Here is a 23,335-nt window from a genome sequence, read left to right as displayed (position 1 = left end):
GTGGCTGAAAAGCGCCAGCCATTCATTGTCATCAAATTGAAGGGGTTGAATTTACTCAATCTTGGATTGCGGCTTGGTATCTCTCCCGTGCCAGCAACGTGCGGTAGAGTTGGAAGGGATGCGAGTTGTGAAATTGAAATGCCTGTTGACCGAATTTGCCGCCGATGAATCCGGCGCCACCGCGATCGAATACGGCTTGATTGCAGCTGGTATCGCGCTGGCGATCATCGAGATCATCTATGCGCTCGGCACCAATCTCGTCGCAAAGCTGCAATCGCTGGCGACGGCGTTGAAATAGGCCGCGTGGACGCGGGGCATGTGCTCGGTACCTGACCGCCGCCCATAAAAGTGTCATGTCGCGTCTGGCAGGGCTTTGACCAAGCGCTTGTGCGCATTAAACATATTGCCATGCAGCGGGCGCGCTGTTGCAATGCAACGGAGCATGTCGCAATGCAGCAAAACGCGCTTAAATGTGCTCCGAACCTTCCACTCAGGAGCATCACCAATGAACAAGAAGACTCTGTCGATCGCCGCCGCCATCCTGACGATCGCGGGCAGCACCGCGGCTTTCGCCGCCGAGTTGCCGACCTATGAGGCCAACGGTTTTCCGGTCTCCCCCCTGCAGGTGCGCGTGCTTGGTGCCGCGCATGTCGAGCAGCAGGCAACCGTGCCGACCACGGTCGCTTCGGTCCACCAGGCCCGCGTGCTGACGCCGCGCAAGGTCAAGACCGCGGATGTCACGACGGGCACGGCCCGCTGATCTCAATCGTCTGAAGACAACACGAATCTGGCTCGTCTCCTCCCGAGCCTGCGCGGACCGTGTTCTCTTTCGGGAGCGCGGTCTTTTTTTGAGAGGCGAGCCGTGATTTGGCGCGGCCGTGCGCGGGTTGAGAAAGCTGCGGCAAGAAAAATCGCCGTCGCGCGCCGGTTGTGTACGGCCGTTCAAGACGCGTGTGATCTCTTTAATAGTTGCTTTGCAGATCGCGGCGCCTGATGCGGGCGCCGCTTAGTGGCGGCCAAAAACCGTTTTCATAATGGAGCCGTCATGCCCGTTGCGCAAAAAGCCGTTATTGCCACCACCTCGCCGCGCGCGTTTATTCTCAGACATATTGCATTGTTCGCAGCCGCCGCGCTGTTCGTGTTCGTGCTGAGCCTGACCTATGGACTCGATCTCAGCCCCGGGTTTTTCTGAGCGAACTTGCGCAGTTCGATTCGGGCTACGCATGCTTCGATGAGCGCAGGCTGGACGGCGATCTTCCATAGAGCTCGGCGAACGCGGCGTTGAATCTCCGCAGGCTACCGAAGCCGGCCTGGAACGCGATGTCGGTCATGGTGCGTTCGCCGGCATCGAGCAGGCGTTTTGCGCGCTGGACGCGCAGCGTCTTGGCAAGCTGCTGCGGCGTCGCGCCGACATGGCGCTCGAACAAGCGCGCCAGGTGACGCGAGGAGATGCCGAGCCGCATCGCGAGCGTCACCACCGAATCTTCATCGAGCGCGCCCTCGTTGATCAGCTTCACCGCGCGCGCGACCGTCGAACGCGTGCCGTTCCAGGCCGGGCAGAACGGTGCGGTTTCGGGACGGCAGCGCAGGCAGGGCCGGAAGCCAGAGGCTTCGGCCGCGGCCGCCGTCGGGTAATAGACGACGTTGCGCGTCAGCGGCTGCTTGGCCGGACAGACCGGGCGGCAATAGATGCCCGTGGTCTTCACCGCGGTGAAGAAGCGGCCGTCATAGCGGGAATCCCTGCGCAGGCGCGCGGCGTTGCAGTCGTCAAAACTCAGCATGACCGGATGATAGCGCATGCCTGCGCGGGCGGAAGGGCCGCGGGATGACCGAGTCCGATTGTGGCGAGCCGCAACGCGCATGGCGGCCTAGAAGCCAGCCCTCGATGCAAGCCCCCTCAATGCCAGTTCTGGAGCGCGCCGTGACCAGCCCGAAAGACATCGTCCTCAACGCCTGGAAGACCTTTTCGTCGCGCGATGCCGGCCGCATCGCCGCACTGTTCACCGACGATGCCGAATGGATCGCGCCGAAGGGCAACGCCACCGCCGTCGCGCTCGATCACACCGATCACATGGTGGGCGCGCAAGCGATCGCGCGCTTCATCGCGCAGGAGATGCACAGGATGTTTTCCGAGATCGATATCGCCTTCCGCAGCGTCTACGCCGACGGCGATGTCGTGATCGTGGAAGAGCGGATGCGTGCCACGCTTGCGGGCGGCAAGCCCTACGAGAACGACTATTGCTTCGTGTTCACGGTGGCCGGGGACCGCATTCGCGAGGTGCGGGAATACATGGACACGCGCAAGGGATGGCGGATGGTGTTCGGCGAGGAGGCATGACGGTTGATACGCTCCATCCGAGCTACGGAATCTCGCCGTGTGCCAGACCTGCAACGGCGTGGGTTGAGGCGGCTCACGCGCTGACATAAGGCTTCCTCATGGATCAGCGAACGAGCGGCGCTGACGCTCTCATTCAGAAGAACGATGCGGCGCCGGCGTTACTCGGCGTCGTCTGCGGCCTGTCGGCTGCGCTGTTCTGGGCGCTGGGCTTTGCCGGCACGCGGCACGGCCTCAAGGTCGGTTTCACCCCGGTCGATCTGCTCGTGCATCGCTATGTCTGGTCGGGCATCGCGTTCCTGCCGCTGGTCGCGCGCGCCGGCATCGGTGATCTCTGTGGCATCGGCTGGGGCAGGGGCCTTGTGCTGATGGTGCTCGGCGGTCCCGTGATGTCGCTGATCTCCTACACCGGATTCCTGTTCGTGCCGCTCGGCCACGGCAGCGTGATCCAGCCCTCCTGCGCGACGCTCGGCGGCCTCCTGCTCGCGGCAGTCGTGCTGAAGGAGCACATCTCCGCCTCGCGCCTTGCCGGCGCCCTGGTCATCGTCGGCGGCCTCTGCGTGATCGGCGCCGAATCGATCGGCCATATTGGGTCCGACGGCGTGCTCGGCGATCTGATCTTCGTGCTCACCGGATTCATGTTCGCCGGTTTTGGCGCGCTGCTGCGGCACTGGCGCGTCTCCGCCGTGTCGGCCGCGCTCGTCATCAACGTGCTGTCGCTGCTGCTGTTGCCGATCTATCTCGCCACCGTCGGTCTCGCCCATGTCGCGGCGATCGGCGTGACCGAGAATGCCATTCAGGCGCTGGCGCAGGGCGTGCTCGCCGGCCCCGCCGCGCTTTATCTGTTCGCTGTCTCGGTCCAACGCCTCGGCGTCGCCCGCGCCGCCGTGATCCCGGCCTGCGTGCCGGCGCTGACGCTCCTGGTCGGCTGGCTGCTGCTCGGCGAGCCGCCGACGATGTTGCAGGTGGCGGGCCTGGTCACGGTGCTGTGCGGGTTCTATCTGGCGCAGCGGCAGCGGTGATCGCATAGCGCGACCGGAGGTGCGGCAACATTCCGGATTATGCGTCCGCTCCATCCGGGCTACGCTGTCCGTCATGACCATCCTGCTCAACATCGACGTTCCCGACGCAGCGCAAGCGACCACCTTCTACACCGCCGCCTTCGGCCTGACGGTCGGCCGCCACTTCGGCACCGACTTCGTCGAGCTGCTGGGCTGGCCGGCGCCGGTGTATCTTCTGACCAAGCAGGCCGGCACACCGGGCGCGGGCAGCGACCGCCGGCGCTACGAGCGGCACTGGACGCCGCTGCATATCGACGTCGTCGTCGACGATGTCGATGCCGCCGTCGCGCGCGCACTTGCCGCCGGTGCGACCCTCGAGGCGCCCGCGTGCGATGTGCCTTATGGCCGGATCGCCATGCTGGCCGATCCGTTCGGGCACGGGTTTTGTCTGCTGGCATTCAGCGCGAAAGGGTATGACGCGCTGCTGGAGGAATAGCGCGAGCGGACGCGGGCGGCTTAAGCCTTCTTCACGAACTCCGATTTCAAATTCATCGCGCCGATGCCGTCGATCTTGCAGGCGATGTTGTGGCCGTCGGTGGCGTCCTGGAGGCGAATGTTCCTGACCTTGGTGCCGCCCTTGACGACCGACGACGACCCCTTGACCTTGAGGTCCTTCATCACGATGACGCTGTCGCCATCGGCGAGCGCATTACCATGCGCATCGCACACGCCGGCCTCCTGCGCGACCGGAGTGGCCGCATCGCCCCCAGCGCGCCATTCATGGGCGCATTCCGGACAGACCCAGAGATCGCGGTCCTGATAGGCGTGCTCGGACTGGCAGTTCGGGCATTTCATCGGTTCGGTCATTGCTTGCCTCGTCACCCCCTAGAGCCTTTGCTCCAGGTTTTTGTTTTGGCGCGTTTTCTTTACGAAAACCGGTATCCACTTCGCTCGAAAACGCTCTCACGGGCGCGCCGCACGCATTCCGCCGGAAAAGATGGATTGGGAGCAAATCCTTTACCATGGCGTCCGGTCCCGGTTGAAGTGCCGGAGCCTTAGGAGTTCGGGAAAAATTCCGCGGTATCCATGTCCTGATCATACGGATGCGTCGGCTACGCCGTTCGACGCTGCCGCAAGCTTTGGGAGTCCAGGTCATGAGCGAGCATCGTGCCGCTGCCAGACATCAGACGTTGCGAACCGGGATTGTCGAGTTCGACAACGGCACCGGCAGCCTCATCAGCGTGCCCTGCACGATCCGCGATGTCTCCGGCACCGGCGCCCGCCTGCAGCTCAACTCGTCGCTATGGGTCGCCGAGCAGTTCACGCTGGTCTTCAGCAGCGGACTGCGCAAGGACTGCCGCGTCGCCTGGCGCAAAGGCAGACTGATCGGCACCGCGTTCGCCGAGGGTTATGCGAGCCCGGACGAACAGGCCGTCATGATGACCGCGGACGAGCAGTCCCGGCATCGGCTCGGGATCGGTGCGCGCGTCAGAGCGGCGCGCGAGACCCGCGGCTACACCGAAGTCCAGCTCGCCGAGCGCATCGGCGTGACGCCCGCCTTCCTGGCGCTGGCCGAGAACGGCGAGGCCGACATTCCGCTCTACCAGCTGATGCACATTGCCGATTTGCTGATGGTCGGCCTCGACGGGCTCGTCGCAGGTCCGCCGCCTGAGGACGTCGACGCGGCGTAGGGGCACACCTCGCGGAACTGTCCGGCCAACAAAAATGTCGAAAACAACCCCATGCACCGTAGAAAACTCGCGTGATTTCAGGGGTCTGCGGGACCGAATATTGTGCTGCACCGTCGGCAATCCCGATCGTTGCTTGCCTCGGATCGATTTCGGTGATCCCGAATAAAATTTGACTCGTCGGGCAAAACAGGGGCACTATGGCATGGTGGCGCCGGTGCGAGGGAGAGGTGCTTCGCCGGGCCGCGGGGAGACATGCCGAAAGACCTGAAGAGAAAACTGAAGACCTACCAGACCTCGCTCGGCTTCTACGACCAGGCGGTCGCCGCACCCTCGATGAAGGCGGCGCTGGAGGCCTGGGGCGCGAGCTCCAACCTCTTCCATCAGGGCGCCGCGAGGGAGACCGACGACCCCGACATCGTCGCGGCGACCATGGCAAGCCCGGGCGTCGTGCTCCGGCGTCCGGTCGGCTCCGGCGGCCCGTTCACCGAGAACGCCGCGCTGCCGACCGATCTCGCCGACGATGAGGCCAAGCGAAAACCCAAACCCAACTCCAACTCCAAGTCCAAGCCCGAGTCCAAATCCGAGTCGAAGCAGCCTCCGGCCGAGGGCGTAACAAAACAGTCACGCAAGATTGACGATCAGGACGCGCGCAAAGCCGCCGCGGCGTTCGAGAAGGAAGAGCGGCGGCGGGACGCCGAGCGACGCAAGGAAGAGGTCGCCCTCGCCAAGGAGCGCGCCAAGGAGCGCGCGCGCCGCGACAAGGCGGTGGCCACGGCCCAGGCGGCGCTGGACAATGCGAGGCGGGAGCACGCCGCGAAGGCGGAGGCGATCGAAGCCGAGCGGGCTGTGCTCGACGAACGCGCCGAGGCCGAGCAGGGCCGGTGGGACAAGCAAAGGAAAAAGCTGGAGGAGGCTCTGCGCCGCGCGCGCACGTAGCGCGAGCGAATTTAGCTTGCCTTGCCTTGCGTCCTTTTGCACTCTTCCAGGGAAGGAGACCAACGCATGAAGATCATCACCGCCGCGTGTGCGCTCGGAACGGCCCTGGTGCTGTGCAACCTCGGGATATCGGGCGCTGAGGCCCGGACGCGGAAGGCCCAAGTGGTTCGCGAACCACAGCAGAGGCTTATCGTCACGGCGCCCGTGCTCAGGCCGACGCCGTGGGATTACTACATTGTTCCACGATATCGTTATCGCCCTGAAGACGACCGGGTCGATCCGAACGGTCCGCCCTATGTGTCGTCATGGGTCCGCTACGAGGGATGGCGGTGGCCGTACTGGTGGTAGAGGAATAGATGCGTATGATGGGTAGAGCGACTTGTCCGCCGTAGCTCGAAGAGCGAAGGCGGAAGCGAAACCCATCAATGGCCGTCATGGAATGATGGGTTTCGCAAGCGCTCCACCCATCCTGCGCGCTGCTCCTCGAGGCATCCCCGAGACGTGCTATGCTCCTGGGCGGGAGGAATCAGCATGAGAGTCCCTACCGCGATACTCGCCCTGCTTCTTTCAAGCCCGGCCGCCGCCCAGGAGTGCCAGACATGCTCAATGGCCGACGCCTGCATGAAGGAGTACTCTAAGGCAACGTTGGAGGCCCAAAGGGCCACGAAGCAAGCAATCCGGGACTGGAAGCAGAATCTGGACCGAAAGGCCTCCGCCGAATTGTCCAGCAGGGGCATACTCGCATTGCAGGACGCGATGGAGGCGCAGGTTCGTTCCGAGCTGGAGCGGCTGAAGGAGTGCCTGGCGAAGATCAGGTAGGGCGCAAGCGCGCGGCGGAAAGCACCCGCATATAGGGACGCGCGCCCTCGCGACCATGAATGTCTAGGCTGGTGCGCTTTGCGCAGCCGCAGGCAAACCCACCCTACGGGTCATCCGCCGATAGCCGCAGGAACTGCCGCTTCATCGCGTTGACCCTGGCGATATAGCTTGCAACCGAGTGATCGCCGCAGCGTTCGTCGGCGATCATCTGAAACTTGCGGCGCGCGTAGGCTGTGGCGGGACCGGCGCCGCAGAGATGGATGAAGGCGGCCAGATCCTGCTTCTGCTCGCGGCTTGCCTTCACATCGCCCGCGCGAGCGAGAACGTCAGCCACGTTGCGGTCCAGATACACCGATGCCAGCTCGATGGCGTGGCTCGGGATCGCGCGGCTATAGAGGCCCGTGAACCCGCAACCGGTCTCCGTGACCGCGTTGCCGCGGACACAGAACCGTGCGGCGTCGGCGTAGGCGGGATCGGTCATCTGGTAGAGGCCGACGGCGCTGGAGGCGGGCCGGTAGATCGCGAGCGGATTGAGGCTCAATCGCCAGCGCCAGTAGGTGCGCGCCACGGGATTGCCCGAGCTCTCGACCTGCGCCAGCGCGGCCAGCAATTCGGGCGTGATCGTCGCGGTGGAAAAGCTTCGGAACAGCGGCCCGTATTGCCGCCAGTTCTCGGCCGGCTCCTTGTCGAGCGCGTTGCCGACAAGGACGAACAGCTCGGTCGGCTTGCGGATGACGTGATAGACGATGTTCAGAAGCGCAGCGACCGCAAGCAGGATCGCCACGCTGCCTGCGATCCGAACCATCCGCGGTGCGCGCGCGAACCTCTTTCGCATCCACCGGGCGCCTCGCCGGACGCTGCGAAGGCGGGGGAGGAGGCGTTTGCTTTTTCGTGGCATGGGTCTGGTGGGAGCGCGTGGATGAGTTGAGGCTTTGCGAAATCCATCACCTGACGGGGTCGATGGGGATCGACTCGCTCCACCCATCCTATGGATCGTGTGGGGGTATCACTGCAACGATTCGTCCCTGTCCTCTGAGAGTTGGGTGCACCGTCACCGCAATTCGAACCGCAACTATGAGAGGTTGAGCGTTGATGACATCCATCATCGCTGCGTGCCGCGGCGGAAACTGCACAAAAATGGCAAAGCTGCGACTGTCAACGACATATCTGATTAGAAGGTCGCTTATCCACGTAATACACTCAGCGCCGTTTGGGGTACGGGGAGCGTATTGGGAGGGTCAATCATGGCAAGTGTCGAACAATTGCGCAGACGTGAAGGCGTAAACTTGGTCCAGCTCGAGGCGGACATTGCATCGGTGCGCACGGGAAGCTCGATTGCTTCAATTGCGCTGCCCGATTACGTCGAGCACACCGAGGGGGTCACGCGCGTGGGCGCGCTCAGTGCAGAGGCGGTCATTCGTGACTATGAGTCCGCTGCGAAAGAGATCGAGGCCATGGGCGCCGAGCTGATCGATGCCGCGCGAAAATGCGAGGCGCTGACAGCCCAGGTCCATGATGCGATCGCCTTCATGCGCGAGACGGCAGCGGGGTATCGCGACGAGGGGCGGAAGATCTTCAAGCGCATCGAGGAATGCGCGCTCTTCACGGAAGACGTCCGCAAGACGTGCGAGCAGGTCAAGCGCAGGATGAAGGACGTCTCGGTCGGCGAGTACTGCAGCGAGGAGCTTGCGACGGAAGAGCTCGAGCCGACCGGGATCGCAGCCACGGTGTCGGTGTGCGAGGTACGGTGAGGCGGGCGTAGAGCGTAGTTCGCAGGATGGGGTGAGCGCTCGCGCGCCCCCATCCTGCGGGCTGGGCTTCAAAGCCAATCGAGCGTCGACGGGAAACAAGCCCGTTTGCGAGAGTCCCAGACGTAATCCGAACCGCCGCAAGGCGGACGCGCACGCGACGTGGCCGGACATTGATTCCAGACCCGCGCACCCGTTGCCCAGCCATCGACCACGCACGCGCCGGAAACGGTGGCGTGGCAACCGGTGCCGCAGCCGTCTGCGGCGCTGGCCGCGCAGACTGCAAACAGAAGCATCATTGGGGTCAACAGGACGCGTGAAAGGTGCCTGGTCATGGGCTTGCTCCTTCATGCCGAGGCCCGTCGTGACGTCGCACAGATCTGGCCGAGGGCCTGCCGGCCGATCGCCGCGCAGCATAGCACCAAGGTTCTTGGCACCAAGGCTCTTGGCACCAAGCCTCTTGGCCGAGAACGCTGACGGCTTACCAATCCGGATCGTAGGGGTCGGCCATATAGGGCGGGGGCATCCAGCGTCCTCGCGGCGGCGGTGGCCTGGGCCGCCGGGGGGCGGTCGCTTGCACGTGCGGCCGTGCAGGCGCAGCCGTCTCGTTGCTCGTCGCGCTCCGCACGACCGGTTTCGCGGGTGCAGGCGCGGCTGACGTCGTCAGTTGCGTTTGCAGCGCCTGGACCTGTGCGGCGAGGCGCGCATTGTCCGCGGCATCCTTCTCCTGCGCCGCCTTGAGCTGTTGAATGGTGTCGGCCTGCTCGCGCAGCGTCTGCTCGTTGCGGCTTTTCAGTTGCTCGAGCTTTCCGTTGATGCTCGCAAGCTCGCTGGTGATGGTCTTGAGCGATTGCGCGAGATCGGACGATGACGGATCAGGCGCCGTGGCGCCGGTTCTTGGCGCGTCAGGTCTTGCAGCGTCAGGTTTTGGAGCCTCAGCTCTTGGAGCGTCAGTTCTTGGAGCGCTTTCCGTTTCCTTGCCGAGCGGCGGCGCGGGCACCGGACTGGGCCCATCCGCAGCAGCCAGTTGCACGGCCGGCGGTTGCGCCGGACTTTCGACCACGGACGCTCGCGCGGGTTCGCTCGCGGCCGGCGGAGCCCATCGCGCCATGATGGACCTGGTCATCGACTTGGCCTCATCGCGATATTGCGAAGCGAAGGCGGCGCCGAGAAGGCCGATCGCCAACACGAGGCCAACCAAGGCACGCAGCATGGTCCGATCTCCCTTCAGGCCTTGATTGCCCACCTTGCTAACCGGTGCCGGCACCTTGTCCTTGGGACCCTCGGCTGCCTTCGCACCGGCGCTGGCCTGCGAGGCCCGCGGGGCTTCGTTGCCGCGTTCCATTCCGGAAACCAGCCGGTCCAGCCGCGCAAGGTCTTGCTCTGCGCTCTTGATCTGGTCATAGGCCCGTGCCAGCCCGCCATCGGCGCGCACCTCGTCCGGCTTGGCGGCCTCAGGCTTGTCGGTATCAGGCTTGTCGGTATCAGGCTTGGGGTCGTTCGCTTCAGGCACCGATGCGCGCTCCATCCAGTCGGGCGTCAATGGGAGTGCGGCAGTCCGATCGTCGGAAGGATAGGCCTCACCGTTGTCCAACACAACGCGCGCGCGAAGGAGAAATTATGGCGGGCTACGGTTGCTGAAGCAGCCGGGCGCTGCTCCCCGGGGCATCCCTGCGACGTGCTGTGCTATCGCGGGAGGAAGCGCCATGAGGGTCTCTACCGCGACACTCGCCCTGCTTCTTTCAGGTCCGGCCGCGGCCCGGGAGTGCCAGACATGCTCAATGGCCGACGCCCACATGAAGGAGTACGTTAAGACGACGTCGGAGGCCCAAAAGGCCACCAAGCAAGCCATCCGGGATTGGAAGCAGAATCTGGACAGAAAGGCCTCCGCAGAATTGTCCAGCAGGGCATACTCGCATTGCAAGACGCCATGGAGGCGCAGGTTCGTACGGAGCTGGAGCGCCTGAAGGAGTCCTGGCGAAGATCAGGTAGGGAGGGGCGCAAAGGAGGATCCAATGAAATCGCTTCTGCTGCTCACGGCGAGCGGTCCGCTGCTCATTCTCACCTCGCACCAGTCCCTGGACGACCAGAAGCTCCTTGGGGTGCTCAGGCAAAAAGGTATCGGCAAGTTCGTCGCGTTCGAGGTTCCCTTGTCGCTCGCCAGAGAGCGCTACGGCGGGCACTTTCACGCGGTCGAAAGCAATCTGCACGAGACCGATGATTTGAGAGTGCTCGACTTCAACGGCCAGCGGGTCTTTCAGCTCTTTCATTTCGAAGAGCTCGGTTCACCGATCCTGGTAGAGCGGTCGTGATCCGGTTTTGTTCGGCGGCGAAAGGGGATGTGTCGAGTAGGGCTGTTCCGAAGGGACGCCGATTGAGGTACGGTGGAAGCTTGGACCCGTGGAGTCTGCCATGACGTCATATACTGTCGGGTTGAAGCTCGGGGTGCGTGCCAAGGTGCTCACGATCGAAGCCGAGGACGCATTGGTCGCGGCGCTGAAGATCAAGCTCGAGAACCCCGAGGCACTCGTCACCTACGTTCGCAAGTCAAATCGGCGTGGCGATCGTCGCCACCCGCACGAAGTGCAGCGGGCCAAGACAACCGGCTAAAGCGCGATGAGATTGGGATGAATCGTCATCGCGCTTTAGGTTGTTGTTTGAGCATGATCTTTTCGGAAAACCGCTTCGCACTTTTCCGGATCATGCGTTAGCCGATGCCGAGACCGCGGCAGGTAGCCCGGATTTCGCTTCCGCCTTCGCTCTTCGAGCTACGGCGGACAAGTCGCTCCATCCGGGCTACGCTCGCTCCCCCCTGCGTCGGAGTACGCAGTTGTCGTTAGTGACGTGTCGCGCGGATTTCGAGCGTCGTCTGGGTGAGCTTGGCCACGAACCCCTCAAAATGCATGACCCTTTGTCTGGTCAATTGTCCATGCAACTCGGCGATCTTCTGGGATTCGGCGATCAACGATCCGCACACCTGTTTCGCGTACTCCATCTGAAGCTGAAAGGCCTCGACGGGTGAGCGCGCCGCCGCGAGCTTTCCCAGGAAGTTCCAGGCGTGCTCAAGCGACGTCCTCGTGTAGTCGCTATAGGCATCGGCAATCGCCTGCGGGCTGGCCTGGGAGGGTTCCACCGGTGCGACGGGCGCGCTTGCAGCGATCTCCATCCCGGAAGCCTCGCCCGGCAAGGCTGCAGCCGAGGGTACCTGAGCACTGATCTCTCGGCTCGTCTCTTGCCTTATCTCTTGCTCGGCCTCTTGCCTGTTCTCTTGCTTGTTCTCTTGCTTAGTCTCTTGGCTGATCTCCGCCGAGGCATCCGGCAGTTGATGGGCTGCAGCTGCGTGTTGCTCGCCGGCCCTGGTCCGTTGCCCGGCCTTCTTCTTCGCGCCGCGCCGGCCGGATTTTCCCGTTGTCTTATTTTCGCCCGCACTCAACATTGCAAATGACTCCTGAATATCGCTGAAGCCGCAAGCCTCCGTCGTGTTTGCGCTGAAATCGCGATTGTGGGTTGTCGCTTGCGTGGCGGCCATGTGGTGAGATTTTGCCGGGCATCGGCAAGGCGCAATTCGCGGGTGACGGCCTGGACTGCTTCGCAGCGCCCGTCATCGGGCCGCGCTCCGCGCGGACCCGGTGGCTCGCAATGACGGGCGTCCTGGTCCTCGCGCGTTCGTCGTCACCCGAACAGGGCGACATAGACCACGTAGAGCCAGCCCAAGATGCCGTGGATGATCGCCCACAGGATCGAATGATTGTTGGTGTAGGAGATTGCGATGGCGAGTGCGGAGCCAAAACCCACGCCGTATTTGGCGCCCTCGACCCGAACCCCGTAGTAGCGATTGCCGTTCATGGCGGTCCTTCCTGCGGGCCACGCTTGCTCATCACGCCTTATAAAAGTCTTCCGCCAATTGTGAAATGGCACACAGACGGCAGCCCTCGGGTCTGCTTCTTTAGCACCGACACTATACCCTCGTGCGCTTGCTCGGCGATGCGCACCGGCGGGTCGGCATTTGGCAATTTCGGGATGATCGCTATGGGCGTTTTCAATCGCACGGCCATGCTTTGCAGCTCTTTCATCGTGTCCACCATGAGCGGGTGAACCGAGAGATTTTCGCGTGCGCGCAACGGCGCGTGCAGGGATTTTTCTTGAGGCCCCGCCGGTGACGGACGGGGCCTTTCCATTTTTCATGTCAGCCCACGACTGCCCGGCGGTGCCTTCGCGAAGAAGGATGCAGGGTCATGTGGGAGTATTTTGGACCCGATTTCGCTTTTGACGTGGTGAAGGGATTTGTCGCCGGCGTTGCCTCCATAGCGTTTCAGGTCGTGGCGCCGCGGGCGTTTCATGCCGCGAAGCGATTTCGCGCGCACTGGGTTGCCAGAAAAGACGCAAGACAAGCCGCAAGGCAAGCACGCCGCAACGCGCCGGCGAATGATGAGCCGTGAGGTCTCGTAGGATGGGTGGAGCGAACGCTCCACCCATTCCTACACCCTTCCCAGATATCGCTACCCTGATCCGAGCTACGAATTGCCGATATCCGCCGCCAGCCGCAGAAACTGGCGCTTCATCGCGAAAGGCCATTTTCGCTCAATTGCTCTCAGCGGTCGTATCGACGGAAATCCCGATTACCAAAGCTAGGTGCGAGTTCGAACGCCCCCGGAAGGGGCGTTCGGTCGCCCGCTTTTTGGTGCGATCGGACCCTCATATAGAAGTCGGAACTTCATGGTTAGCTCGCCCGCTGCGGGTGCGTTTGCAGCTGAATATTCGCTGGGGACCAATAGCAAAAGACCCGCTGAGTCGATCAGCGGGTCTCGCCAAGGCTGCGACTATAACGTGGTGCTCACGAACACCCGGTCGTGCTGCCGCAAGTATCGCACTTCATGCACGTGCCATTTCGCACCAGCGTGAAGTTGCCGCACTCCGAGCACATCTCGCCTTCGTAGCCCTTGGCCTTGGCTTCCGCGCGGCGCTCGGCCTTGCTGGGAACCAGGGTCTGCGCGGTGCCGGACTTGCTCCACTGGAGCTGCTCGAGCTTCTCCGTCGGCGACAGGTCGTGGGCCACTTCCTGCTTCAGCGCGACCGCGCCTTCCAGGGCATCGCCGACCCGCGCGCTTGCGCCGTGCGAGGCCAGCGCCGTGACCTTGCTGCCACCGGTCGGGGCACTGTCGTTACCCTGGGCGACCGCGGTGGAGCCGCCGCGCATCACGACGAGGTTGTCGGTGCGGGAGCGGGTGAGGCCGCGCGAGACCAGCTTGGTCGCGTGCTGGGTCTCGTCCGGCTCCTTGCCTTCCTCGACGCCCTTGCCGAGCGCGTCGAAGTTCGACTCGGTCGGATCGACATGGGCGAGATCGAAGCGCGACATGTAGCTCACCGCGAGCTCGCGGAAGACGTAGTCGAGGATCGAGGTCGCGTACTTGATGCTGTCGTTGCCCTGCACGGGGCCCGCCGGCTCGAAGCGGGTGAAGGTGAAGGCGTCGACATATTCGTCGAGCGGCACGCCGTACTGGAGGCCCAGCGACACCGCGATGGCGAAGTTGTTGATGAAGGAGCGGAGCGCTGCGCCTTCCTTGTGCATGTCGATGAAGATCTCGCCGAGACGGCCGTCGTCATATTCGCCGGTCCGCAGGTAGACCTTGTGGCCGCCGACGACCGCCTTCTGGGTGTAGCCCTTGCGGCGATCCGGCATCTTCTCGCGCTCGCGCATCACGATGATGCGCTCGACCAGCTTCTCGACGATCTTTTCCGAGACCTGGGTGGCACGCGCCGCCATCGGCTTTTCGTAGAGTGACTCGGCCGCATCCTCCTCGTCCTCATCGTCGGCGATGAGCTGCGAGTTGAGCGGCTGGGAGAGCTTCGAGCCATCGCGATAGAGCGCGTTGGCCTTCAGCGCGAGCTTCCACGACAGCATGTAGGCGGACTTGCAGTCCTCCACCGTGGCGTCGTTCGGCATGTTGATGGTCTTGGAGATCGCACCCGAGATGAAGGGCTGGGCCGCCGCCATCATGCGGATGTGGCTCTCGACCGACAGATAGCGCTTGCCGATCTTGCCGCAGGGATTGGCGCAGTCGAACACCGAATAGTGCTCGGCCTTCAGGTGCGGGGCACCTTCCACCGTCATCGCGCCGCAGATGTGGACGTTGGCCGCCTCGATCTCGCGCTTGGTGAAGCCCACGGCCTGAAGCAGGTCGAAGCCGGGGGCTGCGATCGCCTCGGCACCGATGCCGAGCTGGTCGCGGATGAAATCCTCGCCAAAGGTCCACTTGTTGAAGGCGAACTTGATGTCGAAGGCGGTCGGCAGGGCCTTTTCGACCTTGGCGATGGCTTCATCGGTGAAGCCCTTGGCCTTCAGCGTCGAGGCGTTGATGGCCGGCGCGTTGGAGAGCGAGCCGTGGCCGACGGCGTAGGCTTCGATCTCCGCGATCTCGCTCTCGCGATAGCCGAGCGCGCGCAGCGCCGCGGGGACCGCGCGGTTGATGATCTTGAAGTAGCCGCCGCCGGCGAGCTTCTTGAATTTGACCAGCGCGAAGTCGGGCTCGATGCCGGTGGTGTCGCAATCCATCACGAGGCCGATCGTGCCGGTCGGTGCGATCACCGTGGTCTGGGCGTTGCGATAGCCGTGCTTCTCGCCGAGCTCGAGCGCCGCATCCCAGGCGGCCTGCGCGTGGCTGACGAGGTCAGCCTGCGGGCAGGAGACGAGGTCCATCGGCACCGGGTTCACCGAGAGCGCCTCGTAGCCGTTGGACTGGCCGTGGGCGGCGCGGCGGTGGTTGCGGATCACGCGCAGCATGTGCGCGGCGTTCTTCTTGTAGCCCGGGAAGGTGCCGAGCTCGGCCGCCATCTCCGCCGAGGTCTTGTAGGTGATGCCGGTCATCACAGCGGTGAGGGCGCCGCAGAGCGCGCGGCCTTCCTTGCTGTCATAGGACAGGCCCATGGTCATCAGCAGGCCGCCGATGTTGGCATAGCCGAGGCCGAGCGTGCGGAACTCGTAGGAGAGCTCGGCGATCGCGCGCGACGGGAACTGCGCCATCATCACGGAGATTTCGAGCACGATGGTCCAGAGCTGGCAGAGGTGCTCGTAGCCGGCGACGTCGAACTGCTTGGTCTCGGTGTTGTAGAAGGTCAGCAGGTTGGCGGAGGCGAGGTTGCACGCCGTGTCGTCCAGGAACATATATTCCGAGCACGGATTGGACGCGCGGATGTCGCCGGACGCCTTGCAGGTGTGCCAGTCGTTCATGGTGGTGTTGAAGTGCAGGCCCGGGTCGGCCGACGCCCAGGCGGCGTAGCCGATCTTTTCCCAGAGGTCGCGCGCCTTCAGCGTCTTGGTGATCTTCTTCGTCGTGCGTCCCACGAGGTTCCAGTCGCCATCCGTTTCCACGGCGCGGAGGAAGTCGTCCTTCAGCGAGACCGAGTTGTTGGAGTTCTGGCCCGAAACGGTGAGGTAGGCTTCCGAATCCCAGTCGGTGTCATAGACGTCGAACTGGATGTCCTTGTAGCCCTGCTTGGCGAACTGCATCACGCGCTTGATGTAATTGTCAGGCACAAGGCTGCGGCGCGCGAGCTTGATCTCGCGGCGGAGCGCCGGGTTCTTCTCGGGATCGAAGCAATCGTCGCCCGAGCCTTCGCAGTTCACGCAGGCCTTCAGCACCGCCTTGAGGTGCTTCTGGTTGATCTTGGATCCGGTGACGAGAGCCGCGACCTTCTGCTCCTCCTTCACCTTCCAGTCGATATAGGTCTCGATGTCGGGGTGATCGACGTCGACGACGACCATCTTGGCCGCGCGGCGCGTGGTGCCGCCCGACTTGATCGCGCCGGCTGCCCGGTCGCCGATCTTGAGGAAGCTCATGAGGCCGCTCGAGCGGCCGCCGCCGGAGAGCTTCTCGCCTTCGCCGCGCAGGCGGGAGAAGTTGGAGCCGGTGCCGGAACCGTATTTGAACAGGCGCGCTTCGCGGACCCAGAGGTCCATGATGCCGCCCTCGTTGACGAGGTCGTCACCGACGCCCTGGATGAAGCAGGCGTGCGGCTGCGGGTGCTCGTAGGCGGACTTGGACTTGGTCAGCTTGCCGGTGAAGGGGTCGACGTAATAGTGGCCCTGGCCGGGGCCGTCGATGCCATAGGCCCAGTGCAGACCGGTGTTGAACCATTGCGGCGAGTTCGGCGCGACCATCTGCATGGCGAGCATGTAGCGGATCTCGTCATAGAAGGTCTGGGCGTCCTCGTCGGAGGAGAAGTAGTTGCCCTTCCAGCCCCAATAGGTCCAGCAGCCGGCCAGACGATCGAACACCTGCTTGGCCGAGAGCTCGCTGACGAAGCGCTCTTTCTCGGGGAGAGCGGCGAGCGCCTCGGTGTCGGGCACGGAGCGCCACAGGAAGGAGGGGACGCACTCCTCCTCGACCTTCTTCAGGCGCGCGGCGACGCCGGCTTTGCGAAAGTACTTCTGGGCGAGCACGTCGGAGGCGACCTGCGACCACTCGGTCGGCACCTCGACGTTCTCAAGCTTGAACACGACCGAGCCGTCGGGATTCCGGATCTCCGACGTGGTCAGCCGGAAATCGATCCCGGCGTAAGGTGACTGTCCCGAAGTGGTGTGGCGCCGCTCAATCCGCATGGTCTTGCCCCGTCCTTTTATCTGCCGGACTGCCTCCGCAAGGCGCCCGGGTCGCTATTTCGGTTCGCGATTCCTCCAAGGGCCTCATCGGCCCAAAGGCTTCGCAGTTCAGCCGGTGGATCCGGCCCAGTTTCTCCCGGCGCGATGGTTCTCATCCGCCGGCATGTCCACACCCATCCGCCCCCAAGGGGATGTGCGCGACATGCGTTCAACGCCCCACACGCCACTTCAACCAATGCCATCCGAGCCTGTTGCCGGCCCGTTCTGGCGCCCGAAGGTCTGCATTTCGAGGGCAGACAAGCCCTCATCCGCGGCCTTTGGCTGGCTTGGCGGAGTGACGATTTGCGAGACCCTTTGGGGGAGTGCCGGCGGGACGCAAACTCACTCGCGCCGAACGGACCGAAAGCTAGGACTCTCCGTTGCGCCCGTCAAGAACTAGTGCGAGTTCCTGAATCAAATACTAAATATGGTGGATTGCGGGGGATAACAGGGGGCAAGCCCGCGCCTGTTGTTGAGCCAAGTATCAGTGAGTCCTCAGGGATTCCCAACCAAAAAAATTTGCATCCCGTGACGATACGGACCCTTCACCCCACTGTTCACAGGGCAGGTATATTTTTCGGGACCGGGGTTGCCTCAGCGGGACTCACGTAGGGCTACGGAAGGTGAGGGCAGGCATGCCCGCCGGGGTGGTGGTGGCGCGTGCGAATCCGCGCCAAGCTGACCGCGATTTTGCCGGGTACCCCACATGCTTGATTCGACTCGCCGGGATGCGCGACCGCGCATCGCCCCGGCCGGCCTGATGTTCCTCGCCATTACCTCGATCGGCTGGGGCTTCAACTGGCCGGTGACGAAATTCCTGCTGTCTGAGCTGCCGCCGCTGACGCTGCGCGGGGTGACCGGCGTGCTGGGCGCGGTGCTGCTCGCCGCCCTCGCGCTGATCCGCCGCCAGAGCCTCAAGGTGGGGCCGGGGATCTGGCCGCGCTTACTGACCGCCGCCGTCCTCAACGTCACCGGCTGGATGGTGCTGATGGGCCTGGCGCTGCTCTGGCTGCCGGCCAGCGAGGCGGCGCTGATCGCCTACACCATGCCGGTCTGGGCCTCGCTGATCGCCTGGCCAGTGCTGGGCGAGCGGCCGACCGTGCTGCGCACGCTGGGGCTGGTGATGGCCTTCGTCGGCCTGGCCTCGATCATGGGCGGCAACGGCTTTGCCGCAAGCGTGGAGAAGCTGCCGGGCATCATCATGGCGCTGGGCGGCGCGATCGGCTTCGCCGTCGGCACGGTGTTCTCGAAGAAGTACCCGATCCATCTGCCGCCGATCACGGCCGCGGCCTGGCAGATCGGGATCGGCTGCCTGCCGATCTCGATCATCGGCCTCTTGGTCGAGACCACGCATCTTTCGCTGGTGACGCCGGTCGGCTGGTGGTTGCTGGTCTATTCCACCGTGGTGCAGTTCTGCATTGCCTATGTCAGCTGGTTCGCGGCACTGGCGCGGCTGCCGGCCTCGGTCGCCGCGATCGGCACCATGGCAGTGCCGGTGATTGGCGTAGTCGCCTCCGCGCTGGCGCTGGGCGAGCCGTTGGGACCGGGCCAGATCGCCGCGCTGACCTTCACGCTGGCGGCCGTGGTGCTGGCGACGCGCTAGCTCGAGAACCAGGCATCACCATGCGTAGCGGATCGCGCCCTTGCCGGCATAGCTTTGCGTGACATTCGAGAACTCGCCCTCGAACGTCGCGGCGGCAGACCAGCCGTTGGTCCACTGCCATTCGGCCGAGGCTGTGGTCAGCGCGGAGTCGGGCGCCAGCGCCGCACCGTTGACGACGAAGCTTGCGCCCGGCAGCGACTGGAAGGTCGGAGCAATCGAACGATCCGGATTAAAATCATGCGCCCATGCAAGGCGGCCGCGCAGCGTGATGATGCCGTTCTGCATGGCGAATGATTTGTCGGTGCGAATGCCGAGCTCGCTGCGCGTGTCGGTCACGTTCTTGGCGGCATAGGTCTGTGCAAACAACAGGGAGCCGGCGACGACACTTTCGGCATAGGCCGGCAGGTCGAATGTGGTGAATTGCCCTGCGGCGTAAGGGGTGATGCCGAGACCGCCCAGCTTCGGCATGACGAAGCGGTAGCCACTCTCCACGCGACCCGAATACGCGTTCGCATTGAACTCGGCGCGCAGGTGGTCGATGCCGGCGACCGTGACGATGCGGTTGGTCGTGATGTCCTGCCAGCCATAGGCCAGCGCAGCAATGATGTAGGCCGCACCGATGTTATGGCGAACGAAGCCGCCGGCCTGGAACAGGTCGGAGCTGCCATAGCCGAGGCCGTTGACGTTGAAGCCGGTGCGGCCGCCCGCCAGCGCAAATCCCGCGAGCGTGTCCGGCGAGACCCGATAGTCCGCACCGACCGCGATGCCGTAGATGCTGCTCGCGCTGTTGTTCGAGCCGATGATGGCGTTGCCGGCCGTGGTCTGCGACCCGCCGAAGCCGGCGGCCCACACGCTCCAGCGTTGTTCGAAGGTCGGGGCTGGCAGCGCCTTGGTGGACATCGCCGCATACGCGTCGCGCTCGCCAACAGTTCGACCGCGTGCCGCGTAAGCCGAGCTGTCCTCGGCATACGCGTTCGGCGGGCCGCCGGCGCTGACGGGACCTCTGCGACCGGAGATGAATGGATCCGTCATCACGCCGATGAACTGGTTCATCGCGTTGAACGTCGTCTGCTGGGAGCCAGTGGCGCTCTCGCCGGAGACCTGGGTCAAGCCGGTGGGATCGAGTCCGAAGAAGCCCATCGGAAGGCTGCCGTTATTGTTGAAGGCGTAGGTCAGCGCGTTGGCGACGTTCTGCTGGTTGACGTTGAGGCCGGTGTAATTGGTGAAGGCGGCCGTCAGGTTCAGATAGGCGTTGTTGGCGTCATAGCTCAGCGTATCGCTCGCGCCCGTCGGCAGTCCGACATTGGTGATGCCCGCGAACGTCGTGCCGCCACGTCCGCCGGCCGCGGTCAGGATCGTGTATGTCTTCGAGACATAGCTGCCGGGCAGGAAATTCGCGACCACGGTCGCGCCCGTCAACGTCGCCGCGCCCGTGACATTGGCGAAGCTCGACGTCGATGGATCGACCGCAACGACGTAGAGCGCGCCCGATTGGAAGGCCAGATTGCCGGCGACCGTCGTCGACGTCCCCGGCGTGTTGACGGCTCCAGGCATGAACGTGCCACCGGCATTGATCGTCGTTGCGCCGACAGTGCCCGTGCCGCCAAGCGTGCCGCCGGCGTTCACGGTCATGGTCGAATTGGCCAGCGAGCCGTTCACCAGCAGCGTGCCGGCGGCGATCGACCAGGGCAATGCAGCGGTATTGGTGCCGCTCAGCGTCCAGGTCGAAGCGCCCGTCTTCTCGAAGTTCGCGAAGCCCCGATACTGCGCAGCGGCGCCGATCAGCGAAACGTCGAAAGAAGCAGTGGGGTTGGTGCTGCCGCCGAACTGCAAGGTGCCGTTGCCCGTCTGATCGACGACGTTGCCGCTGAAGCTGTAGCCGGCCTGAAGCTGCAGCGTGTTGGTGCCGCTGGTGAAGGTGATGGCGTTGGCACGCGTGACGCCGTCGCCGGCGAGACCGCCGGAAATCGATCCGCTGTTGATGATGCTGAGATTGGTGCCGATGACGCCGGCGCCGCCTGCGCCGACCGCGCCGGAGACCCCGGCGGTGACGGTGCTGCTGCCGGAGCTACCGCTCGCGCCGGCGCTGCCGCTCACGCCGGAGAAGCCGTTCGTTCCCGTGGTGCCGTTCGTGCCGCCACTGGCGGCCAAGGCCTCGGCACCGCCGACGCCGCCGGAGCCGCCGACACCACCGCTGCCGGCGCTGCCCGCGGTGCCGCCGAGGCCACCCATGCCCGCGGCCCCGGCGATGCCGCCATTGCCGCCGGTGATCGTGCCGCGATTGATCAGCGTGCCGCCGTTGGAGAAGGCGGCGCCAACGCCGCCGGTGCCACCATAGCCGCCATCGCCGCCGCGGCTCGAGGCGCTGCCACCGTTGCCGGCATTGCCGCCGGCACCGCCAAATCCGCCGGTCCCGCCGTTGCCGCCATTGCCGCCATCGGTCGAGCCGACCACGTTGACGCCAGCGGTGCCGTTGCCGCCAGCGCCGCCAACGCCGCCGACACCGCCGTTGCCCGCATTGCCACCGGCGCCGCCGTTGCCGCCACTGCCTGCGGTGCCGCCGCGGCCGCCATCGCCGCCGGTGATGATGCCTTGATTGGTCAGCGTGCCACCGTTTGAAATGGTCGCGCCGGCGCCGCCGGCGCCGCCATGACCACCTACGCCAGCATCGCCGGCGCTTCCTCCGCTCCCGCCGTTGCCACCCATTCCGCCAGCGGCGCCGCTGCCGCCGCTGCCGCCAGCGACGGCCGGGAGAAGGGCACTCGCGCCAGCACCGCCGGTGCCCGCTGTGCCGGCGTCACTGCCGTTGCCCCCGGCGGCGCCGTTGCCGGCATTGCCGCCGGAGCCGCCAATCCCGCCGGCGCCACCAGCGATGTTGCCCGAAACTGTAACGGTCCCGCCGTTCGTGAGCTGGACACCATCGCCGCCGCTGGATCCGCTACCGCCAATGCCGCCATTTCCGCCGGCGCCACCATTCCCGCCGTTGCCGCCAGCGCCACCAACCAGACCGTTGTTGCCATTGAGAAAGCCGGAGCCGGAGGACCCGTTGGCGCCATTGTCGCCTGTGCCGCCGGCGCCGCCGATCCCGCTTGCGCCGCCATTGGCGCCGTTGCCGCCAGCGCCGCCATTGCCACCGGCGCCTCCCATGATCGTTTGGGAAATTGAGAGCGTGCCACCGCTCGTCACCTGCAGACCAACGCCACCGTCGGCACCATTGGCGCCATCGCCTGCGTGGGCGCTGGCGCTGCCGCCGGTGCCACCATTGCCACCGCGCCCGCCGGCTACGCCGAGCCCGATGCTGGATCCCGCGTTGCCGCCGTTGCCGGCCATGCCGCCGGCGCTGCCTGCACCGCCAGCGCCACCGCTGCCGCCGGTACCTGCCGTGACGCTTTGCAAAATCGTCACGGTGCCGCCACCCGTGACCTGGATGCCGTCGCCACCGCTGCCGCCGATCGCACCATTGCCGCCGGCACCAACCCCGCTATTGCCGCCGTTTCCACCGGTCCCGCCATCGAGCGCGCCGAGAACATTGGCGCCGGAAGCGCCCGCACCACCGCTCCCGCCGTGACCCGCTGTACCGCCGCGCCCGCCGCTGCCGCCATCGCCGCCGGCGACCGTTTGCTGGACCGTCGTGGTGCCTGCGCTGGTGACCTGCACGGCGGTGCCGCCATTGCCGCCGCCGCCGGCAGCGCCCCCGCTGCCGAGGACGTTGCCACCGGTCCCGCCGGTCACACCAGCGACGCCCAGGGAGAGAGCACTGGCTCCATTGCCGCCGCTCCCGCCGGCGCCGCCACTGCCACCAACCCCACCCGCGCCGCCGGTCGCCGCTATCGAAAGGGTGCTGCCTCCGACGCTGACCTGCACGCCGGCGCCACCCGCACCACCGCCGCCACCGACGCCGCCGCTGCCCGTTCCCGCGCTGGCATCAAGGCCACCAATGACAGCAGAACCATCGGCGCCGCTCGCGCTGGCGCCGCCGTGACCGCCAGCGCCACCCGCTCCACCGGAGCCGGCACCGAGCGCACCTTCGCCGCCACCGCCGCCGCCACCGCCACTACCCGCAGTCAGGGCTGAGTTGCCGTTGCCGCCATTGCCGCCGTTGCCACCGGCAACGCTGCCGCCGTCACCGCCAAGTCCGCCGTCGCCGCCCGAGGTCGCCGTGCCCCCGGAGCCTCCGGTGCCGCCTGCGGCAGCGCCGCCGCCGCCGCCCGCGCCTTGTCCGGTCGCGTTGTCACCGCCATTCCCACCGTTAGGAGAGGCGCTGGTACCGGCCGCGCCACCGCCGCCGCCCGTGCCATTGCCACCGGCTCCGCCAGCGCCGCCGTCGGCGCGCACCGACACGATCGTCAGCGCCAGTGCGACAGCCGTGCTCGCCAACAATGTAGGGAGCCTGAAACGGCGCCGGGTCGGACAAGAACCAATTCTCGATTCAATTATCAATTGTATTACCGGCAGCCTTGGCACCGACCCGCAGGCCATTCCGAGGTGAAATCCTCAGAAACAGACCGCAACATATTCGCTCGCCGAAACGGCTCAACGAGAATGGTCTTGCCTGCCAGAAATA

General features: G+C 65.0%; 24 protein-coding genes. 14 read left to right on the top strand and 10 right to left on the bottom strand.

The features are described from left to right. Window positions 1–133 precede the first annotated feature (133 nt). The 3 genes from AB7Z56_RS24665 to AB7Z56_RS24655 all read left to right on the top strand — a co-directional run bounded on the left by AB7Z56_RS24665 (window position 134) and on the right by AB7Z56_RS24655 (window position 1,192). Window positions 134–298, top strand: a complete 165-nt coding sequence (locus tag AB7Z56_RS24665) for a Flp family type IVb pilin (protein WP_028169565.1) — start codon at window positions 134–136, stop codon at window positions 296–298. Window positions 299–505: 207 nt separating this feature from the next. Further along, window positions 506–760, top strand: a complete 255-nt coding sequence (locus AB7Z56_RS24660; protein ID WP_028161188.1) for a hypothetical protein — start codon at window positions 506–508, stop codon at window positions 758–760. 285 nt (window positions 761–1,045) lie between these two features. Continuing rightward, on the top strand, window positions 1,046–1,192 hold the full coding sequence (locus AB7Z56_RS24655; protein ID WP_166096368.1) for a hypothetical protein: 147 nt from the start codon (window positions 1,046–1,048) through the stop codon (window positions 1,190–1,192). Window positions 1,193–1,217: 25 nt separating this feature from the next. On the opposite strand, the gene AB7Z56_RS24650 is transcribed toward AB7Z56_RS24655, so the two are convergent. Further along, window positions 1,218–1,781 (bottom strand): bifunctional transcriptional activator/DNA repair enzyme AdaA, encoded by a 564-nt coding sequence (locus AB7Z56_RS24650; RefSeq protein WP_063986402.1) that lies wholly within the window; start codon window positions 1,779–1,781, stop codon window positions 1,218–1,220. Window positions 1,782–1,921: 140 nt separating this feature from the next. Here AB7Z56_RS24650 and AB7Z56_RS24645 point away from each other — a divergent pair, with 140 nt between their 5' ends. The 3 genes from AB7Z56_RS24645 (at window position 1,922) to AB7Z56_RS24635 (ending at window position 3,832) form a co-directional block, all read left to right on the top strand. Then, window positions 1,922–2,338, top strand: coding sequence for a nuclear transport factor 2 family protein (locus AB7Z56_RS24645; RefSeq protein WP_231144940.1), 417 nt, complete (start codon window positions 1,922–1,924; stop codon window positions 2,336–2,338). Window positions 2,339–2,436: 98 nt separating this feature from the next. Beyond that, window positions 2,437–3,357 carry a DMT family transporter gene (locus tag AB7Z56_RS24640; protein ID WP_063983577.1) on the top strand — a complete coding sequence of 307 codons (921 nt, stop codon included), beginning with the start codon at window positions 2,437–2,439 and terminating at the stop codon, window positions 3,355–3,357. 73 nt (window positions 3,358–3,430) lie between these two features. Beyond that, on the top strand, window positions 3,431–3,832 hold the full coding sequence (locus AB7Z56_RS24635; protein ID WP_063983576.1) for a VOC family protein: 402 nt from the start codon (window positions 3,431–3,433) through the stop codon (window positions 3,830–3,832). Between the two features lie 20 nt (window positions 3,833–3,852). Here the strand turns inward: AB7Z56_RS24635 and AB7Z56_RS24630 are convergent, their stop codons facing one another. Next, complete coding sequence (locus AB7Z56_RS24630; protein WP_063983575.1) at window positions 3,853–4,203, bottom strand: zinc ribbon domain-containing protein YjdM; 351 nt, start codon at window positions 4,201–4,203, stop codon at window positions 3,853–3,855. 287 nt (window positions 4,204–4,490) lie between these two features. Between AB7Z56_RS24630 and AB7Z56_RS24625 the strand changes: the two genes are divergently transcribed. From AB7Z56_RS24625 to AB7Z56_RS24610, 4 genes are all read left to right on the top strand, one after another. Beyond that, window positions 4,491–5,027, top strand: coding sequence for a helix-turn-helix domain-containing protein (locus tag AB7Z56_RS24625; RefSeq protein ID WP_063983574.1), 537 nt, complete (start codon window positions 4,491–4,493; stop codon window positions 5,025–5,027). A gap of 252 nt (window positions 5,028–5,279) precedes the next feature. Continuing rightward, the gene (locus AB7Z56_RS24620) at window positions 5,280–5,963 is read left to right on the top strand and encodes a hypothetical protein (protein WP_063983573.1); all 684 of its coding nucleotides are present in this window, start codon (window positions 5,280–5,282) and stop codon (window positions 5,961–5,963) included. A 66-nt stretch (window positions 5,964–6,029) separates the two neighbouring features. Next, complete coding sequence (locus tag AB7Z56_RS24615) at window positions 6,030–6,311, top strand: hypothetical protein (protein WP_071914421.1); 282 nt, start codon at window positions 6,030–6,032, stop codon at window positions 6,309–6,311. 183 nt (window positions 6,312–6,494) lie between these two features. After that, window positions 6,495–6,782, top strand: a complete 288-nt coding sequence (locus tag AB7Z56_RS24610; protein ID WP_063983572.1) for a hypothetical protein — start codon at window positions 6,495–6,497, stop codon at window positions 6,780–6,782. A 103-nt stretch (window positions 6,783–6,885) separates the two neighbouring features. On the opposite strand, the gene AB7Z56_RS24605 is transcribed toward AB7Z56_RS24610, so the two are convergent. Next, window positions 6,886–7,680, bottom strand: a complete 795-nt coding sequence (locus AB7Z56_RS24605; protein WP_063983571.1) for a transglycosylase SLT domain-containing protein — start codon at window positions 7,678–7,680, stop codon at window positions 6,886–6,888. A gap of 346 nt (window positions 7,681–8,026) precedes the next feature. Between AB7Z56_RS24605 and AB7Z56_RS24600 the strand changes: the two genes are divergently transcribed. Then, the gene (locus AB7Z56_RS24600; RefSeq protein WP_063983570.1) at window positions 8,027–8,533 is read left to right on the top strand and encodes a hypothetical protein; all 507 of its coding nucleotides are present in this window, start codon (window positions 8,027–8,029) and stop codon (window positions 8,531–8,533) included. A 68-nt stretch (window positions 8,534–8,601) separates the two neighbouring features. Here AB7Z56_RS24600 and AB7Z56_RS24595 read toward each other — a convergent pair whose 3' ends face one another. Next, the gene (locus tag AB7Z56_RS24595) at window positions 8,602–8,826 is read right to left on the bottom strand and encodes a GCG_CRPN prefix-to-repeats domain-containing protein (protein ID WP_441256833.1); all 225 of its coding nucleotides are present in this window, start codon (window positions 8,824–8,826) and stop codon (window positions 8,602–8,604) included. 185 nt (window positions 8,827–9,011) lie between these two features. Continuing rightward, entirely contained in the window at window positions 9,012–10,058 is a 1,047-nt protein-coding gene (locus AB7Z56_RS24590) for a hypothetical protein (protein WP_441256832.1), read from the bottom strand. 487 nt (window positions 10,059–10,545) lie between these two features. Between AB7Z56_RS24590 and AB7Z56_RS24585 the strand changes: the two genes are divergently transcribed. After that, a complete protein-coding gene (locus AB7Z56_RS24585) occupies window positions 10,546–10,842 on the top strand; it encodes a hypothetical protein (protein ID WP_063983569.1) in 297 nt (98 codons plus the stop codon). Window positions 10,843–10,942: 100 nt separating this feature from the next. After that, the gene (locus AB7Z56_RS24580) at window positions 10,943–11,140 is read left to right on the top strand and encodes a hypothetical protein (RefSeq protein ID WP_014495617.1); all 198 of its coding nucleotides are present in this window, start codon (window positions 10,943–10,945) and stop codon (window positions 11,138–11,140) included. Window positions 11,141–11,366: 226 nt separating this feature from the next. On the opposite strand, the gene AB7Z56_RS24575 is transcribed toward AB7Z56_RS24580, so the two are convergent. The 4 genes from AB7Z56_RS24575 to AB7Z56_RS24560 all read right to left on the bottom strand — a co-directional run bounded on the left by AB7Z56_RS24575 (window position 11,367) and on the right by AB7Z56_RS24560 (window position 17,129). Continuing rightward, window positions 11,367–12,059 (bottom strand): phasin family protein, encoded by a 693-nt coding sequence (locus tag AB7Z56_RS24575; RefSeq protein WP_231144942.1) that lies wholly within the window; start codon window positions 12,057–12,059, stop codon window positions 11,367–11,369. A 143-nt stretch (window positions 12,060–12,202) separates the two neighbouring features. Continuing rightward, a complete protein-coding gene (locus AB7Z56_RS24570; protein ID WP_166096372.1) occupies window positions 12,203–12,376 on the bottom strand; it encodes a hypothetical protein in 174 nt (57 codons plus the stop codon). A 38-nt stretch (window positions 12,377–12,414) separates the two neighbouring features. Further along, window positions 12,415–12,603 carry a hypothetical protein gene (locus AB7Z56_RS24565; protein ID WP_155257768.1) on the bottom strand — a complete coding sequence of 63 codons (189 nt, stop codon included), beginning with the start codon at window positions 12,601–12,603 and terminating at the stop codon, window positions 12,415–12,417. Window positions 12,604–13,364: 761 nt separating this feature from the next. Beyond that, a complete protein-coding gene (locus AB7Z56_RS24560) occupies window positions 13,365–17,129 on the bottom strand; it encodes a vitamin B12-dependent ribonucleotide reductase (RefSeq protein WP_354131242.1) in 3,765 nt (1,254 codons plus the stop codon). 745 nt (window positions 17,130–17,874) lie between these two features. Here AB7Z56_RS24560 and AB7Z56_RS24555 point away from each other — a divergent pair. Beyond that, on the top strand, window positions 17,875–18,771 hold the full coding sequence (locus AB7Z56_RS24555) for a DMT family transporter (protein WP_354131243.1): 897 nt from the start codon (window positions 17,875–17,877) through the stop codon (window positions 18,769–18,771). 15 nt (window positions 18,772–18,786) lie between these two features. Here the strand turns inward: AB7Z56_RS24555 and AB7Z56_RS24550 are convergent, their stop codons facing one another. Further along, a complete protein-coding gene (locus tag AB7Z56_RS24550) occupies window positions 18,787–23,148 on the bottom strand; it encodes an autotransporter domain-containing protein (RefSeq protein WP_354141730.1) in 4,362 nt (1,453 codons plus the stop codon). Between the last annotated feature and the right edge of the window lie 187 nt (window positions 23,149–23,335).

It is taken from the genome of Bradyrhizobium sp. 482_C4_N1_8, assembly GCF_052075965.1.
GTDB classification, from domain to species: Bacteria; Pseudomonadota; Alphaproteobacteria; order Rhizobiales; family Xanthobacteraceae; genus Bradyrhizobium; species Bradyrhizobium barranii.
Note: the sequence above shows the minus strand (reverse complement) of the source record. Positions and strands in the feature narration are given on the sequence as shown.

Coding starts and splice junctions, on each gene's coding strand:
- AB7Z56_RS24660 (WP_028161188.1), top strand. CDS start 506: ATGAACAAGAAGACTCTGTCGATCGCCGCCGCCATCCTGACGATCGCG.
- AB7Z56_RS24655 (WP_166096368.1), top strand. CDS start 1,046: ATGCCCGTTGCGCAAAAAGCCGTTATTGCCACCACCTCGCCGCGCGCG.
- AB7Z56_RS24650 (WP_063986402.1), bottom strand. CDS start 1,781: ATGCTGAGTTTTGACGACTGCAACGCCGCGCGCCTGCGCAGGGATTCC.
- AB7Z56_RS24640 (WP_063983577.1), top strand. CDS start 2,437: ATGGATCAGCGAACGAGCGGCGCTGACGCTCTCATTCAGAAGAACGAT.
- AB7Z56_RS24635 (WP_063983576.1), top strand. CDS start 3,431: ATGACCATCCTGCTCAACATCGACGTTCCCGACGCAGCGCAAGCGACC.
- AB7Z56_RS24630 (WP_063983575.1), bottom strand. CDS start 4,203: ATGACCGAACCGATGAAATGCCCGAACTGCCAGTCCGAGCACGCCTAT.
- AB7Z56_RS24625 (WP_063983574.1), top strand. CDS start 4,491: ATGAGCGAGCATCGTGCCGCTGCCAGACATCAGACGTTGCGAACCGGG.
- AB7Z56_RS24620 (WP_063983573.1), top strand. CDS start 5,280: ATGCCGAAAGACCTGAAGAGAAAACTGAAGACCTACCAGACCTCGCTC.
- AB7Z56_RS24615 (WP_071914421.1), top strand. CDS start 6,030: ATGAAGATCATCACCGCCGCGTGTGCGCTCGGAACGGCCCTGGTGCTG.
- AB7Z56_RS24610 (WP_063983572.1), top strand. CDS start 6,495: ATGAGAGTCCCTACCGCGATACTCGCCCTGCTTCTTTCAAGCCCGGCC.
- AB7Z56_RS24605 (WP_063983571.1), bottom strand. CDS start 7,680: ATGCCACGAAAAAGCAAACGCCTCCTCCCCCGCCTTCGCAGCGTCCGG.
- AB7Z56_RS24600 (WP_063983570.1), top strand. CDS start 8,027: ATGGCAAGTGTCGAACAATTGCGCAGACGTGAAGGCGTAAACTTGGTC.
- AB7Z56_RS24595 (WP_441256833.1), bottom strand. CDS start 8,826: ATGCTTCTGTTTGCAGTCTGCGCGGCCAGCGCCGCAGACGGCTGCGGC.
- AB7Z56_RS24590 (WP_441256832.1), bottom strand. CDS start 10,058: ATGGAGCGCGCATCGGTGCCTGAAGCGAACGACCCCAAGCCTGATACC.
- AB7Z56_RS24585 (WP_063983569.1), top strand. CDS start 10,546: ATGAAATCGCTTCTGCTGCTCACGGCGAGCGGTCCGCTGCTCATTCTC.
- AB7Z56_RS24580 (WP_014495617.1), top strand. CDS start 10,943: ATGACGTCATATACTGTCGGGTTGAAGCTCGGGGTGCGTGCCAAGGTG.
- AB7Z56_RS24575 (WP_231144942.1), bottom strand. CDS start 12,059: ATGGCCGCCACGCAAGCGACAACCCACAATCGCGATTTCAGCGCAAAC.
- AB7Z56_RS24570 (WP_166096372.1), bottom strand. CDS start 12,376: ATGAACGGCAATCGCTACTACGGGGTTCGGGTCGAGGGCGCCAAATAC.
- AB7Z56_RS24565 (WP_155257768.1), bottom strand. CDS start 12,603: ATGAAAGAGCTGCAAAGCATGGCCGTGCGATTGAAAACGCCCATAGCG.
- AB7Z56_RS24560 (WP_354131242.1), bottom strand. CDS start 17,129: ATGCGGATTGAGCGGCGCCACACCACTTCGGGACAGTCACCTTACGCC.
- AB7Z56_RS24555 (WP_354131243.1), top strand. CDS start 17,875: ATGCTTGATTCGACTCGCCGGGATGCGCGACCGCGCATCGCCCCGGCC.